This is a genomic window from Amycolatopsis kentuckyensis (assembly GCF_041679295.1).
GTDB lineage: Bacteria > Actinomycetota > Actinomycetes > Mycobacteriales > Pseudonocardiaceae > Amycolatopsis > Amycolatopsis kentuckyensis_A.
Genome location: NZ_JBGDMD010000004.1, coordinates 773,503 through 787,350 on the forward strand (window position 1 = coordinate 773,503; position 13,848 = coordinate 787,350).

The 13,848-nt window shown below is 71.5% G+C and carries 15 protein-coding genes; 5 read left to right on the forward strand and 10 right to left on the reverse strand.

From position 1 onward, the window contains the following. Positions 1–26 precede the first annotated feature (26 nt). The 5 genes from ACERZO_RS20100 to mftA are packed head-to-tail and all read right to left on the reverse strand — an operon-like array spanning position 27 to position 3,021. Positions 27–800: a mycofactocin-coupled SDR family oxidoreductase gene (locus tag ACERZO_RS20100; protein ID WP_372666230.1), complete on the reverse strand. Its 774-nt coding sequence runs from the start codon at positions 798–800 to the stop codon at positions 27–29. Next, the gene (gene mftE, locus ACERZO_RS20105; RefSeq protein ID WP_372666231.1) at positions 797–1,510 is read right to left on the reverse strand and encodes a mycofactocin biosynthesis peptidyl-dipeptidase MftE; all 714 of its coding nucleotides are present in this window, start codon (positions 1,508–1,510) and stop codon (positions 797–799) included. The genes ACERZO_RS20100 and mftE overlap by 4 nt, the downstream gene beginning before the upstream one ends. Further along, entirely contained in the window at positions 1,474–2,640 is a 1,167-nt protein-coding gene (gene mftC, locus ACERZO_RS20110; RefSeq protein WP_372666232.1) for a mycofactocin radical SAM maturase, read from the reverse strand. The genes mftE and mftC overlap by 37 nt, the downstream gene beginning before the upstream one ends. Continuing rightward, positions 2,640–2,933, reverse strand: a complete 294-nt coding sequence (mftB, locus tag ACERZO_RS20115) for a mycofactocin biosynthesis chaperone MftB (protein WP_372666234.1) — start codon at positions 2,931–2,933, stop codon at positions 2,640–2,642. Before mftB ends, mftC begins: the two co-directional genes overlap by 1 nt. Beyond that, positions 2,923–3,021 (reverse strand): mycofactocin precursor MftA, encoded by a 99-nt coding sequence (gene mftA, locus ACERZO_RS20120; protein WP_086681996.1) that lies wholly within the window; start codon positions 3,019–3,021, stop codon positions 2,923–2,925. Before mftA ends, mftB begins: the two co-directional genes overlap by 11 nt. Before the next feature lie 105 nt (positions 3,022–3,126). Between mftA and mftR the strand changes: the two genes are divergently transcribed. Beyond that, complete coding sequence (gene mftR, locus ACERZO_RS20125; RefSeq protein WP_372666235.1) at positions 3,127–3,762, forward strand: mycofactocin system transcriptional regulator; 636 nt, start codon at positions 3,127–3,129, stop codon at positions 3,760–3,762. Positions 3,763–4,065: 303 nt separating this feature from the next. Here the strand turns inward: mftR and ACERZO_RS20130 are convergent, their stop codons facing one another. Beyond that, positions 4,066–4,725, reverse strand: a complete 660-nt coding sequence (locus ACERZO_RS20130) for a DUF4190 domain-containing protein (protein ID WP_372666236.1) — start codon at positions 4,723–4,725, stop codon at positions 4,066–4,068. A 132-nt stretch (positions 4,726–4,857) separates the two neighbouring features. Here ACERZO_RS20130 and ACERZO_RS20135 point away from each other — a divergent pair, with 132 nt between their 5' ends. From ACERZO_RS20135 to ACERZO_RS20145, 3 genes are all read left to right on the forward strand, one after another. Next, positions 4,858–5,181, forward strand: a complete 324-nt coding sequence (locus tag ACERZO_RS20135) for a hypothetical protein (protein ID WP_372666237.1) — start codon at positions 4,858–4,860, stop codon at positions 5,179–5,181. An 88-nt stretch (positions 5,182–5,269) separates the two neighbouring features. Continuing rightward, positions 5,270–6,898 carry a GMC family oxidoreductase gene (locus ACERZO_RS20140; protein WP_372666239.1) on the forward strand — a complete coding sequence of 543 codons (1,629 nt, stop codon included), beginning with the start codon at positions 5,270–5,272 and terminating at the stop codon, positions 6,896–6,898. After that, positions 6,895–8,469, forward strand: a complete 1,575-nt coding sequence (locus tag ACERZO_RS20145; protein ID WP_372666240.1) for a succinic semialdehyde dehydrogenase — start codon at positions 6,895–6,897, stop codon at positions 8,467–8,469. Before ACERZO_RS20140 ends, ACERZO_RS20145 begins: the two co-directional genes overlap by 4 nt. 1 nt (position 8,470) lies before the next feature. Here the strand turns inward: ACERZO_RS20145 and ACERZO_RS20150 are convergent, their stop codons facing one another. The 4 genes from ACERZO_RS20150 to ACERZO_RS20165 form a co-directional block, all read right to left on the reverse strand. After that, on the reverse strand, positions 8,471–9,241 hold the full coding sequence (locus ACERZO_RS20150; protein ID WP_372666241.1) for an isocitrate lyase/PEP mutase family protein: 771 nt from the start codon (positions 9,239–9,241) through the stop codon (positions 8,471–8,473). A gap of 35 nt (positions 9,242–9,276) precedes the next feature. After that, the gene (locus tag ACERZO_RS20155) at positions 9,277–10,731 is read right to left on the reverse strand and encodes a phospholipase D-like domain-containing protein (protein ID WP_372666242.1); all 1,455 of its coding nucleotides are present in this window, start codon (positions 10,729–10,731) and stop codon (positions 9,277–9,279) included. A 37-nt stretch (positions 10,732–10,768) separates the two neighbouring features. Beyond that, positions 10,769–12,052 (reverse strand): phosphopyruvate hydratase, encoded by a 1,284-nt coding sequence (gene eno / locus ACERZO_RS20160; protein WP_372666243.1) that lies wholly within the window; start codon positions 12,050–12,052, stop codon positions 10,769–10,771. Positions 12,053–12,143: 91 nt separating this feature from the next. After that, positions 12,144–12,611, reverse strand: coding sequence for a hypothetical protein (locus ACERZO_RS20165; RefSeq protein ID WP_372666244.1), 468 nt, complete (start codon positions 12,609–12,611; stop codon positions 12,144–12,146). Positions 12,612–12,678: 67 nt separating this feature from the next. Here ACERZO_RS20165 and ACERZO_RS20170 point away from each other — a divergent pair, with 67 nt between their 5' ends. Further along, positions 12,679–13,830 carry an alpha/beta hydrolase family protein gene (locus ACERZO_RS20170; RefSeq protein ID WP_372666245.1) on the forward strand — a complete coding sequence of 384 codons (1,152 nt, stop codon included), beginning with the start codon at positions 12,679–12,681 and terminating at the stop codon, positions 13,828–13,830. Positions 13,831–13,848: the final 18 nt, after the last annotated feature.

Sequence of the window (13,848 nt, forward strand, 5' to 3'; positions counted from 1 at the left end):
AGCGACAGCCGTGGTCGTAAGCGAAGTCATAACGCCAGCCCTCCGTCCACCGGCACCACCGCACCGGTCGTCGCGCCGCTGTCCGGGTCTGCCAAGAACACCAGCACCCGCGCGATCTCCGCCGGCTCCAGCAACCTCGCGACCGGCTGCTGCGCGGCGAAATCCCCCGCTCCGGACAACCCGTACAGCCGGGCGCTCTCGGCGAGGATCGGCGTGTCGGTCGAACCCGGGCTGACCGCGTTGGCCGTCACCCCCGTCCCGCCCAGCTCGGCACCCAGCGCGCGCACCAACCCGGCCACGCCCGCCTTCGCCGCGCAGTAGGCCGCGAGCATCGGCAACCCCCGCGTCCCGGCGGCGGAGGCGACCGCGAGGAACCGGCCCGACCTCGGCTCCAGACGCCGCAACAGCGCCGGGATCGCCGCCCGCGCCAGGTTGAACACCCCGCGCAGGTCCACGTCGAGCACCGCTTCCTCCTGCTCCGGCGGCACCTCCCACTGCGGCACGCCCCCGGCGATCACCCCGGCGGCCGCGATCGCCACGTCGAGGCCGCCCCACCGCCGCTCGACGGCCGCCACCGCCGCAGCCAGGGCCGCGGGGTCCCGGACGTCGGCCACGAACACCTCGGCGCCTGCCTTCGCAGCGACGGCCGCCAGCTCCGCCTTGCTCCCCAGTGCGTACGGCAACGCCGGATCATCAGCGGCCACGTCGACCGCGAGCACGGCGTAACCCTGCTCCGCCAGCCGCAGCACGGTCGCGGCCCCGATCCCGCGGGCCGCGCCGGTGACGAGCGCGGTCCTCATGTCCAACCGTCCACAGCGGACACCAGTTGCCCGGTCAGCTCGTCCAGCAACGTCCGGCCGTAGGCCGCCGTCGCGGTGGTCGGATCGCCGAGTACCCCGGTCGGGCTCACCGCGCGCACCCCGCCTTCGCGCAACAGCGGCAGGACCTCGCCGAGGGGACGCCGATCGCCCGCCACCGCCAGGTCCATCCGGACCGCACCAGGCCGCAAAGCCAGCTGCAGCGCGGTTTCCGGGCGCCCGGCGTGCGGGTCGCCGTCCCAACGCGGCGTGAAAACCTCGACGTCACGCGACTCCGCCCGCAGGCGCGCGACGGCTCGGGCGACCGGCGCCGCGTTGCCACCGTGCGCGGAGACGAACAACAGCCGCGAGAACGTCTCCGACGCCGACCGGCCCAGTTCCAGCAAGACCAGCTCGGTGGCTTCCTGACCGATGGAGAGCGTCCCGGCGAACCCGGCGTGCTCGCCGCTGGACCCGACGGCCACGGCGGGCGCCACCAGGACGTCCGGTCGCTTCTCCGACAGCCGGTCGCTCAGCGCGAGCGCGATGTCCGTGTCGGTCGAGAGCGGCAGGTGCGGGCCGTGCTGCTCGGTCGCCCCGATCGGCACGGCCAGGATCGCGCCCGCCGCCGCGCGTGCGGCGACGTCCGGCCAGGGCAGGTCCGCGAGCCGCACGGTCAGCGCCTGAACCCGGCGAGCGGGTTCTCGTCGCACGCGCGTTCCGGCGGGCGGCGCATCCCGATGGTGACCGGGACAGGGCGCCGCCGGTGCGAATGGTCCAGCGACGGCTTCGGCACGCTCGTGACACCCGCGAGGGCCAGCTCGCCGTGGCCGCGCACGCACTCCGGGTCCGGGCCGTCCAGCGGCAGGCCGGTGAAGAACTTCGCGGCCATGCACCCGCCGCGGCAGGCGTCGAACGCCGAACACGACTCGCAGGCGCCCCCGCTCTGCGGCGAACGCAGCGACGTGAACAGCTCCGATTCGCGCCAAACCGACGTGAACCCGCCGTCGCCGCGGACGTTGCCCGCCAGGAACGTGTCGTGGATGGCGAACGGGCACGCGTAAACGTCGCCGACGGGGTCGACCAGGCACACGACCCGCCCGGCGCCGCAGAGGTTCAGCCCGGGCAGGCCGCCGTCGCCGTAGCCGGCCAGGTGGAAGAACGAGTCACCGGTGAGGACGTTCTCGCCGTGGGCCACCAGCCAGTCGTAGAGCTCTCGTTGTTGCGCGGCAGTCGGGTGCAGCTCGTCCCAGGTGTCGGCGCCACGGCCGGACGGCCGCAGCCGGGTGATCCGCAGCTGGGCGCGGTAGCGGTCGGCGATCGCCTTGAACGCGTCGAGCTGGCCGACGTTGTGGCGGGTCAGCACGACCGAGATCTTGAAGTTCTCGAAGCCCGCGTCGGAAAGGTGTTCCATGGCGCGGATCGCGGTGGCGTACGAGCCGGGGCCGCGGACGTGGTCGTTGACTTCGGCGGTGGCGCCGTCGAGGGAGATCTGGACGTCGACGTAGTCGCCGGCGGCGAGCTTCTTCGCGACGGCCGGAGTGATCTTGACGCCGTTGGTGGAGAACTTGACGCCGACGTGGTGTTCGGTGGCGTAGCCGACGAGTTCCCAGAAGTCCGGGCGGACGGTCGGTTCGCCGCCGCCGATGTTGACGTAGAAGACCTGCATGCGTTCGAACTCGTCGATCAACGCCTTGCACTCCGCTGTGGACAGTTCGCGCGGGTCCCGCCGTCCGGAGGAGGAAAGGCAGTGCACGCAGGACAAGTTGCAGGCGTAGGTGAGTTCCCAGGTGAGGCAGATCGGGGCGTCGAGCCCGTACTGGAATTCGTCCACAAGGGACATCAGAGGCTCCTCGGCTGGATCATGCGGGAGTCGGCGAGGGCGGCCAGAGCCGCGCGGTACCGCGGCAGCTCGCCGGGTCCGACGCCGGCATCGGCGCACGCGGCGCGGGCGTCCGGGTGCGTGGCGAGGCCGCGGACGACGGCCAGCAGCGTCGGGCTCTTCAGGAAGGAAAGCCGGCGGGTGCCGAAGTGGTACAGCAGGGCGCCGAACCGCTCGGGCCGGATCGCCACGCGGTCGTCCAGGCGCCACGCGGCGTCGAGGTCGAAACCCGTCGGCGAGGCCTCAGTAGACACCGCACATGCCGTCGATGGAGACCTCTTCGACCAGCAGTTCCTCGGTGACGGGCTCGTCGGTCTCGGGCGTGGTCTGGTTCTCGCTCATCCTGGCTCCTTCGGCAGTGATGATTTTCGGCACGCGGTGACGAATAGGGGGAGAGTAATGTCACCGCGTGTCGATAATCAAGCCTCACGACGGAACGGCACCCGGATGACCGATGACGTGCTCGCTCGCCCCGCAACCCGCCGGGGCCGTCCGCCGGGTACGAGCGCCCGCGAACTCGAGGTCGCGGCGCTGCGGCTGTTCGGCGAACAGGGCTTCCACGAGACGACGGTCGACCAGATCGCCGCGGCGGCCGGCGTCAGCAGGCGCACGTTCTTCCGCTACTACGACGCGAAGGCCGACGTCCTTTGGAACGAGTTCGACACCGAGGTCGCGACGATCCGGTCGCTGCTCGCCGAAATGCCGGCGGACCTGCCGGTGCTGGAAGCGGTGCGCCGGGCGGTCCTCGCGGCCAACCACTACAGCGCGGCGGACGTGCCGGAGCTGCGCCGGCGGATGACACTGCTGAGCACGGTCCCGGACCTGGCCGCGAGCGCGGCGGTCCACTACGACGCATGGGAGCGGGCGGTCAGCGCGTTCGTCGCCCGCCGTTCGGGCCAGCCGGAGGAATCGCTGTACCCGCTGGTGGTGGGCCGAGCGGTGCTGGCAGCCTGCCGGGCGGCGTACGACCGCTGGTCGGCCCGCGCGGACGCGGACTTGACGGTGTACCTGGACGCGGCGTTGCGCGCGTTGGCGGCGGGATTGGCCGACGACGTGCTGGGGGTGGAGCCGGATCCGGTGTAGTCGGTGCAGCTCGGCATCCGTCACGGCTGGGAAGAGGTCCGCCGCTTCGGCGAGCTGGTCCGGATGACGCCGGCGTTGGCGGCGCACCCCCGCGAGGCACGCGGCGGTGGAGCAGGCGGCGCGCGAGGTCCGCGCCGACTTGGCACGGGTGGCCGACGCGCTCCGCCGGGGGCTGTGACCGGCTTCGGCGGAGGTGGATCAGGTCGCGGGTCGGCTGCGATCACCCACGGCAGCAGCAAGCAATGGCTGACCGCGGCTGCTGGATCCACGCCGGCACTTCCCGCACCGCCCCGTCGCTCGTGCTCAGTGGGGAAGCGGCGCCGTGAACTGCTGCTCCGAAGTCGCCTGCCAAGTGCACACCGCGGCCTTCTTCCCCGCCGCCCAGGCCTTGCTGTCCGGGTAGAACACCCCCACCGATGCCGCCACCGGTGGCGCGTACCCCGGCCCGAACACCTCCGCCCGCTTGGCTTCGCACCCCGCCTTCGCCTGCGTCTCCACCGTGTCCTCGCCCGGGTACTCGCCCTCGAGGTACCCCTTCAACGGCACCGTCGCGAAAGCCTCCCCGTCATGCGCGGCCGTACACGGCACCTTCGTCGCGTCCAAGCTGTACGCCGGCGGGGTCGTATAACACTCGCCCGGCTTCAGCGCCACGATCGTCGGTGTCGAACCCAGCAGTTCCGCTCGCTTGACCACCGCGATCACCCCGATCGTCAGCCCGCCGACCCACAGCAGGCTGAGCACGATCCCGGCGATCGCCATCCCGCGGCCGCGCTGGTCGGTGCGGCCGATCTGGACCAGCGCCACGATGCCGAAGATCAACCCCAGCACCAGGGAAAACCCGCAGATGCCCAGAATTCCCATGATCAGCGACACGACCGCGAACGTGTTGCGCCCCTGCGGCTTGGGCGGCCCCGGGGCGACGAGCATCCACTGCGGTGGGTTCAGCGGGTGCTGCTCGGACATCGGCCCCCCTCGTCCGGACGCCGCCGGATGGGCGCCCGGACTGAGCGTAGTGGCGGATCGTGACCCGGTGTCACACTTGGCCGCTTGTCGCTCGATGGGGTGACTGCTTACAGTTTTCCGCTGGGAGGCGGCATGCGCGCCAGACGGCGGTCCATCCGGTTCAGCGGCACGGAAGTCACGATCAGCGCGGCGGTCAAGGACGGCTTCTTCGGCAACGACCGCAAGCACACCTTCAGCATCACCAAGATCAAGAGCATCAGCAACGCCGAGCCCGGCTTCTCGAACCCCGGCCGGCTGACGTTCTCCGTCGAGGGTGCCTCCACCGAGGTCGTGAAGAACCCCGCCAGCGGCGGCGACCAGGTGGACATGAACACGTTCTGTTACAACAGCTGGGACACCGGTCAGGTGCGGAAGCTGGTCGCGGAGATCAAGAAGGCCATGGGCGGGAGCCGGTAGTACCCGTTGCGCTCCGAGGCGGCGACGCTATACCGTGAGCAAACTAGAACAGGTTATAGTTTGTGGCGGGCCGGACCGAGGAGCGGACATGGCGAACAGGGCGCCGCGCGGCGACGAAGCCGACTACGTCGTCGTCGGGTCGGGGAGCTCGGGGGCGGCGATCGCGGGGCGGCTGGCGCAGGCCGGGGCCAGCGTGATCGTCCTCGAAGCCGGCAAGAGCGACGAGCGGCTGCTGATCAAGAAGCCGGGCCTGGTCGGCCCGATGCACGCCGTGCCGCAGCTCAAGAAGCCCTTCGACTGGGGCTTCTACGGCATCCCGCAGAAACACGTTCTCGATCGCCGGATGCCGGTGCCGCGCGGCAAGGTCGTCGGCGGCTCCAGCTCCATCAACGGCATGGTCTACGTCCGCGGCAACCGCGCCAACTTCGACTCCTGGGCCGCCGAGGGCAACCCCGGCTGGGACGCCGACAGCGTCAACGCCGCCTACAAGCGCATGGAGGACTTCGAAGACGGCGAGAACGCGTTCCGCGGCGCGGGCGGGCCGATCCGGGTCACCCGCGCCAAGAACCCGCAAGAGGGCTCGCTGCAGTTCGTCGACGCCACCGCCGACGCGCTCGGCTGCAAGATCCTCGACGACTACAACGCCGAATCCCAGGAGGGCGTCAGCCGGATGCAGCAGAACGCTGCCGACGGCCTCCGCTACAGCGCCTCCCGCGGCTACCTCCACCACCTCGCCCCGCCGTCGCTGCAGCTCCAGTCCGGGGTGCTCGTCAAGAAGATCCTCTTCGACAACGGCCGCGCGGTCGGCGTCGAGGTCGTCGACCGCGGCCGGCGACGAACGGTTCGCGCCGGCAAGGAGGTCATCCTCTCGGCCGGGTTCGCCGGCTCCGCGCAGCTGCTCATGCTGTCCGGGATCGGCCACGCCGAGCACCTCAAGGAGCACGGCATCGACGTGCTCGCCGACCTGCCGGTCGGGGACAACATGCACGACCACATGTTCCACGCGCTGACGTTCCACGTGTCCTCCAGCAAGAACAAGGGGTCCGCGCCGTACTTCGCCCGCGGCCTGGCCCGCGAGCTGCTGAAGCCCGGCAGCACGTTCCTGGCCAACTCGGTCTTCGAGGCGGTCGCGTTCCTCCGGACCTCCCAGGCCGGCGCGGTCCCGGACCTCCAGCTGCACCTCCTGCCCTGGGCGTACGTCTCGCCCAACCAGGACGCGCCGATCCGCCACGACGTCGACAAGCGCCCGGCGCTCACGGTCCTGTCGACGCTCATCTACCCGAAGAGCCGCGGCACGCTGCGGCTCGCCTCGGCCGATCCCACGGCCGCGCCGCTGATCGACTTCCAGTACCTCTCCGACCCCGCCGACCTCGAAGTGCTGGCCGAAGGCTCGGAGATGGTCCGCGAGATCTTCGCGTCGAAGGCGTTCAAGGGCGCGGTGAAGGAAGAGATCCACCCGGGCAAGGACCTGCGCGGCCAGGAGCTGCGCGACGCGATCCTCAACCGCGCGACGTCGGTCTACCACGGCGTCGGCACCTGCCGGATGGGCGTCGACGAGCTCGCCGTCGTCGGCCCCGACCTCAAAGTGCGCGGGGTCGAGGGCCTGCGGGTCTGCGACGCCTCCATCATGCCGTCCATCACCGGCGGCAACACCAACGCGCCCGCCATCATGATCGGTGAGATGGGCGCGCAACTCGTTCTCGGGAGCGGATCGTGACGGTGACCCCGCTGCAGCTCACCCGCCCGGCGTCGGTCACCGACGAGTTCCTGCGGCAGCTGGTCGCCCGGGTCCCGGGTTCGGCCGGCGAGACCTGGAACCTGACCGAGGTCTACACCGGCGAGGCGCTCGTCGACCTGCCGCAGTCGACGCCGGCTGACATCGAGCAGGCGTTCGCCACGGCCCGGGCGGCGCAACGGAAGTGGGCCGCCACGCCGCTCAAGCAGCGGCTGGCCGTGTTCAAGCGGGCGCACGCGCTGTTCGTCGACCGCGCGCGGGCCGTCGCCGACCTCATCCAGGTCGAGAGCGGCAAGAACCGGCGGATGGCGATCGAAGAGACCTGCGACCCCGCCATGGTGATGAGCCACTACCTGCGGCGGGCGGCCAAGCTGCTGGCGCCGGTGAAGCGCGGCGGCCCGGTGCCGCTGCTGACGACGTCGACCGAGGTCCGGCAGCCCAAGGGAGTCGTCGGGATCATCGCGCCGTGGAACTTCCCGTTCGCCACCGGCATTTCCGACGCGATCCCGGCGCTGATGGCCGGCAACGCGGTGGTCCTCAAGCCGGACAACAAGACCGCGCTCTCGCCGCTGTACGGCATCCGGATGCTCGAAGAAGCCGGCCTGCCCGAAGGGTTGTTCCAGGTCGTCTGCGGCGAAGGCCCGGACGTCGGCCCGACGCTCATCGACCAGGCCGACTACGTGATGTTCACCGGCTCGACGGCCACCGGCCGGGTGATCGGCGAACGGGCCGGCCGCAACCTCATCGGCTGCTGCCTGGAACTGGGCGGCAAGAACCCGATGATCGTCCTCGACGACGCCGACATCGCCGAAGCCGTGCGGGGCGCGATCTTCGGCGCGTTCGGCAACACCGGCCAGATCTGCATGCACATCGAGCGGATCTACCTGCCGGAGTCCCGTTACGACGAGTTCAAGGACGCGTTCGTGGCGGCCACGACCGCGCTGGACGTCCGTGCGGCCTACGACTTCGGGCCCGACATGGGCTCGCTCGTCTCGCCCGACCACCTGCGCCGGGTCAAGGAGCACGTCGACGACGCCGTCGCGAAGGGCGCGACCGTGCTGTGCGGCGGCAAGCCGCGCCCCGACCTCGGCCCGGCGTTCTTCGAGCCGACGATCCTCGAAGGCGTCACCAAGGACATGCTCTGCGGCGTCACGGAAACGTTCGGTCCCGTGATCGCGCTGCACCGGTACCGCACGGTCGACGAAGCCGTCGAGCTGGCCAACGACACCGACTACGGCCTCAACGCCTCGGTCTGGAGCCGTGACGTCGGCGCCGCGCGGGCCGTGGCCGCCCGCCTGGAATCGGGCAACGTCAACATCAACGACATCCTCGCGACGGCGTTCGCCGCCAAGGGGACACCGTCGGGCGGGGTGAAGAGCTCCGGGGTCGGCGCCCGCCACGGCGACCAGGGGCTGCTCAAGTACACCGACGGGCAGAACCTGGCCGTGCTGAAGAAGCAGGTCATGGGCCCGCGGCCCGGACAGGGCTACGACAGGTACGTCGAAAGCATGCTGTCCGGGCTCAAGCTCATGCGGAAGCTGCGGATCCGGTAGCTCAGTTGAGCTTGCGGGTGTCGGCGGGCAGGCCGCCGCCGGCGTAGACGTCTTCGGCGAGCTTGGCCAGCGCGGTCAGGGCGACGTTCTGGCTCCACGGCCCGTACGACACCCGCGAGACGCCGAGTTCCTGCGCCCGCTTGAGCGGGATCGAGCCGGGGATGCCGATGAGGTTGACCTTGCGCTCGCCCAGTTCTTCGACGAGCCGCGAGACCTGGGCCTCGTCGAGCTTGCCGGGCACGAAGAAGTTGGACGCACCGGCGTCGAGGTACGCGCGGCCGCGGGTGATCGCCTCTTCCAGCGCGGTTTCCGGGTCGGTCTTGAGGAAGGCGTCGGTGCGGGCGTTGAGCACGAAGTCGACGCCCGCCTTCTGCGCGGCCGCGACGGCGGCTTCTACCGCCTTCACGGCGTCGCCCAGCGGCTTCATCTGGTCTTCGAGGTTGGCGCCGACCGCGCCGACGTCGATCGCCCGGGCGATGGTGCCGCCGGGGTCGCCGTAGCCGGCCTCGAGGTCGGCGGTGACCGGCAGGTCGCCCGCCGTCCGCACGATCAGCGCGACCTCGGCGATCATCTCGTCGCGCGGGATCTTCTCGCCGTCCGGGTAGCCGCGCGAGGCGGCGATGCCGTGGCTGGGGGTCGCGAGCGCCTGCGTCCCGGGCGTCTCGGCGACGACCTTGGCGGTGATGGCGTCCCAGACGTTGACGACGAGCAGCAGCTCGGGCGCGGCGTGCAGCTCCTGCAGCCGGGTGGCCTTCTCGGCGGTGGAAGTCATGCCGCCCAATCTAGAGCGGGCGGGCGATCTTCGCTTCAGCCGTCGACGAGGAGTCCACGCAGTGGGCCCTGCAGCCGGCCCGCCCGTCGCGAGACGCCGGGGAGCAGCACGAGCCGGTGCGTGCGGTGCTCGCCCCGCCGTTCCCGTTCCGCCTGCTCCTCGGCCAGCGGCCGCCAGAGGTGGTCGACGACGTCCGCCGGGTCGCCGTCGACCTCCGCCACGTCCCGGCCGAGGTGCTCGGCCCACAGGCGCAGTCTCGTCGAGCGCACCAGCTCGCGGTCGTCGGTCGCGATGTTGACCTCGGTGTCGTTGAACAGCGAGTGCTCGTTGAGGTTCGCGGACCCGACGGTCAGCCACTCGTCGTCGACGATGCCCAGCTTGGCGTGTACGTAGACCGGCGCGGCGGACTCCCCGTCGTGCGCGCTGATCGTCGTCGCGAGCAGGCGGCCGTTGCCGTCGTCGGCGTCGAGCAGCCGGCCCAGCTGGCCGCGGGTCGTGTCGGAGCCGTTGCTCGGCTTGCGCGGCAGCAGCAGGACCACGCGGAAGCGGTCGTCGGGCGGGGTGCGCAGCTTGTCGAGCAGCACCTCGGCGATCTCCGGCGACCACAGGAACTGGTTCTCCAGGTAGACCAGCCGCCGCGCGGACCGCAGGGCGCGCAGGTAGCCGTCGAGGATCGTGAACTCGCCCTTCGGCGCGAAGTCGTACGTCGAGTTCGGGATCGTGCGCAGCAGCTGGACGCGGCTGCCGCCCGCCGGTCCCGGCACGCGCGGGGCCGGCAGGTCCTCGTCGGCGACCTCCGTCCAGCGCCGCCGGAAGTGGTCCGCGACGTCGGCGACGACCGGCCCCTCGAGCCGGGACGCGAGGTCGTGCCAGCCGATCGGCCGCGGCGGGTGGTCCGGGCTGTCGTGGCGGTCGCCTTCGAGCGCCGTGAAGTCGACGCCGCCGACGAACGCGACCTCGTCGTCGACCACCACGAGCTTCTCGTGGTGGCAGTGCATGGTCCGCTCACGGGCGTCCAGCACGCACCGCACGGCCGAGCCGTCGGTGAACTTGCGCCGCTCGCTCCGGGCGAGCTTCCGCGACGGCTGGAACGCGGGGAACGGCGGCCCGGCCCACAGCAGCACCCGCACCTCGACCCCGCGGTCGGCGGTCTCGGCGAGCAGCTCCCGCAGGGTGAGGGCGCCGGGCTCCCGCGTCAGCCGGAAGTCCGCGCTCGCGTGCCAGTTCGCGATGTGCACGTGGGACTTCGCGCCCCGGATCGCGGCCTCGATCGCCGGCAGCGTCTCCTCGCCGTCGATCAGCACCTCGACGCGGTTGCCCTCGCGCACCGCCGCCCGCCCGCCGAGCCGGTCCCCGGCGCCGCCCGGCTCGAGCACGTCACCCCACCCCAGCGCGCGCAGCCGCCGCCGGTGGTGGGCGCACAGGACGTGCTCGAGCCCGTCGCCGAGCCGTTCGTCCACCTTGTCCACGAAAGAGTGAAAAGAGCTCACCCGTCCTATGGCACTACAGATCGGCCCGGTCCGCCGATCAGCGGGCGCCGCGCAGGGTCGCCCGGCCGGCGTACCGCGCCTCGGCGCCCAGCTCCTCCTCGATGCGGATCAGCTGGTTGTACTTGGCGGTGCGGTCGGACCGCGACAGCGAACCCGTCTTGATCTGGCCGCAGCCGGTGGCGACGGCGAGGTCGGCGATCGTGGTGTCCTCGGTCTCGCCGGAGCGGTGCGACATCACCGCGGAGTAGCCGGCCTTGTGCGCGGTGTCGACGGTGAGCAGCGTTTCGGTCAGCGTGCCGATCTGGTTGACCTTGATCAGGATCGAGTTGCCGATGCCGCGGTCGATCCCGTCCTGCAGCAGCTTGACGTTGGTGCAGAAGACGTCGTCGCCGACGAGCTGCACACGGTCGCCGATCCGGTCGGTGAGCTGCTTCCAGCCGTCGTAGTCGTCCTGGGCGAGGCCGTCCTCGATCGAGACGATCGGGAACCGCCTGGTCAGCTCGTCGAGGTAGGCGACGTGCTCCTCGACGCTGCGCTTGATGCCTTCGCCGCGGTAGTCGTAGACGCCGTTGTCGTAGAACTCCGACGCGGCCGGGTCCAGCAGCAGCGCGATGTCCTCGCCGGGGGTGTAGCCGCTCTCCTCGATCGCGCGGACGACGAACTCGAGCGCCTCGTCGGCCGAAGCGAGGTTCGGCGCGAAGCCGCCTTCGTCCCCGACGTTGGTGCCGTGCCCGGCCTTCTTCAGCGACGCGCGCAGCGTGTGGAAGACCTCCGAGCCCATCCGCACGGCCTCGGCGAAGGTTTCGGCGCCGACCGGGCCGATCATGAACTCCTGGAAGTCGATCGGGTTGTCGGCGTGCGCGCCGCCGTTGACGATGTTCATCATCGGCATCGGCAGCTGGTGGGCGAAGACCCCGCCGACGTACCGGTACAGCGGCAGCGTGTTCGCCGCCGCGGCGGCCTTCGCGACGGCCAGGGAGATCCCGAGCGTCGCGTTCGCGCCGACGCGGGCCTTGTTCGGCGTCCCGTCCGCGGCGATCAGCGCGGCGTCGACCTCGGCCTGGGCTTCGGCGTTCAGCCCGACGACCGCTTCGGCCAGCTCGGTGTTGACCGCGGTGACGGCCTGGCGGACGCCCTTGCCGTGGTAGCGCGCCTGGTCACCGTCGCGGAGCTCGACGGCCTCCCGCGTACCGGTCGAGGCACCCGAGGGAACCGCGGCACGGCCCAGCGAGCCGTCCTCCAGCACGACGTCGACCTCGACGGTCGGGTTGCCCCGGCTGTCGAGCACCTCACGGCCACGGACACGGGCGATTGCCGTCATTCCATCTCCTCGGAGTCGGTCCCCAGGGCACCGGCCGGAGCCGTCCCGCGACGCAGGCTAGCAGAGGATCTCTGAATCGATAAGGGGCTCTTCACCAGGGTGAGGACGAGAACGAGCACCAGGACGCCCGCGCCGGCCCACATCGACTGCCGCCATCCGTCCACAAAGGACTCCCAGGCCGCGAGTCCACGGCCGCGCGGTAGCCGGCGGTCAGGATCGTGCCCAACAGCGCGACGCCGAGGGCGGTGCCCAGCTCCCTCGTGACGTCGTTGAGCGCGGACGCCACACCCTGCCGGTCGCGCGCCGGCGAGCCGGTGATGGCTTCGGTCGCCGGAGAGGTAGCCGCCGTCGACGAAGACGAAGCGGCGTCCGGGAACGTCGACGTGATGACGGCGAGGGTGACCGGCATGATCATCGCCGCGCTCGCCCCGGCCAGGAGCTGGGCGGTGAGCAGGGTGCCGGCGGCGCTGCTGATGATGGCCGCGTCCGGCGTCGCCCCGTGGGTCGCCGCCCGGATCGACGGCCGCCCGGCGATGTCGGCGGGGCTCGTCGTGAGCACGGGCCTGGCGTGACAAGTAGTCCAGAATCATGATAGTCATGAATATGGACGAACTGAAGGGGAGCGCATGGCCGTCATCGAGCTGACCACGTTCACCGTCCGGCCCGAGCGGACCTCGGCGATGCTCGCGGCGCGGCCGGGGATGCTGGCCGCCTTTCGCGAGGGGCGGCGCGGCTTCGTCTCGGCGAAGCTGGTGCGGCTGGACGCCGAGACGTGGCTGGACGTCGTCGAGTGGATCGACGACACGGCGTGGGACGAGTCGAAGGCCAAGGGCGGTGACGACCCGCGCATCGCGGAGTTCTTCGGCACGATCGACGCGCTGGTGAGCTCGCGCCGCGGTGCCCGCTACGACGATCCGCCGGGGCCGGTGCGCACCGTGGCCTACGGGCCGCACCCGGCGCAGGTGGGGGAGCTGTACCGGCCGGCGGGCGACGGGCCGTTCCCGGTGGTGGTGCTGCTGCACGGCGGGTACTGGACGGCGATGTTCGACCGCCGCACGGCGACCCCGCTGGCCGACGACCTCCTCGCCCGCGGCTACGCGGTGTGGAACGCGGAGTACCGCCGCCTCGGCGACGGCGGCGGCTGGCCGGCGACGTTCGAGGACGTCGCGACGGCGATCGACTTGATCGCGGACCTGGATCCGGCCCTCGATCCCGCGCGGGTGGCGGTGATCGGCCACTCGGCGGGCGGCCACCTCGCGGCGTGGTCCGCGCACCGGCCGGCATTGACCGCGGGCGAGGTGGGCGCGAACCCGAAGGTGGTGCCGGTGGCGGTGGTTTCGCTGGCCGGGGTGCTGGACCTGGTGGAGGCCGACCGGACGGGGTTCGGCACGGTGCTGGCCGACGGGCAGGCGGCGCGGCCGGCCGGAGCGCCGGAACCGGCGTACCCGGAGTTCTGGCCGTCGGTCGCGGAGGGGGTCGGGGAGGGCGTGGTGAACCTGCTGCTGGGCGGGCACCTCGCCGACGTGCCCGACCGGTACGCGACGACGTCGCCGAGCGAGCTGGCCGGGGCGGGAGTGCCGGTGCTGGCGCTGCACGGTGATGCCGACGACGTGGTCCCGGCGGCGTTCAGCCGGACGTACGCCTCGCGGGTGGCGGAGGCGGAGTACCGGGAGGTGCCGGGCGCGGACCACTTCCAGGTGATGGACCCGGCGCACGACAGCTGGCGGCAGGTGGTCGAGTGGCTGGCCCCGCGAGTCGTGAGTGGGAAACAGGGTTAGAACACCGTTTCTCACTCA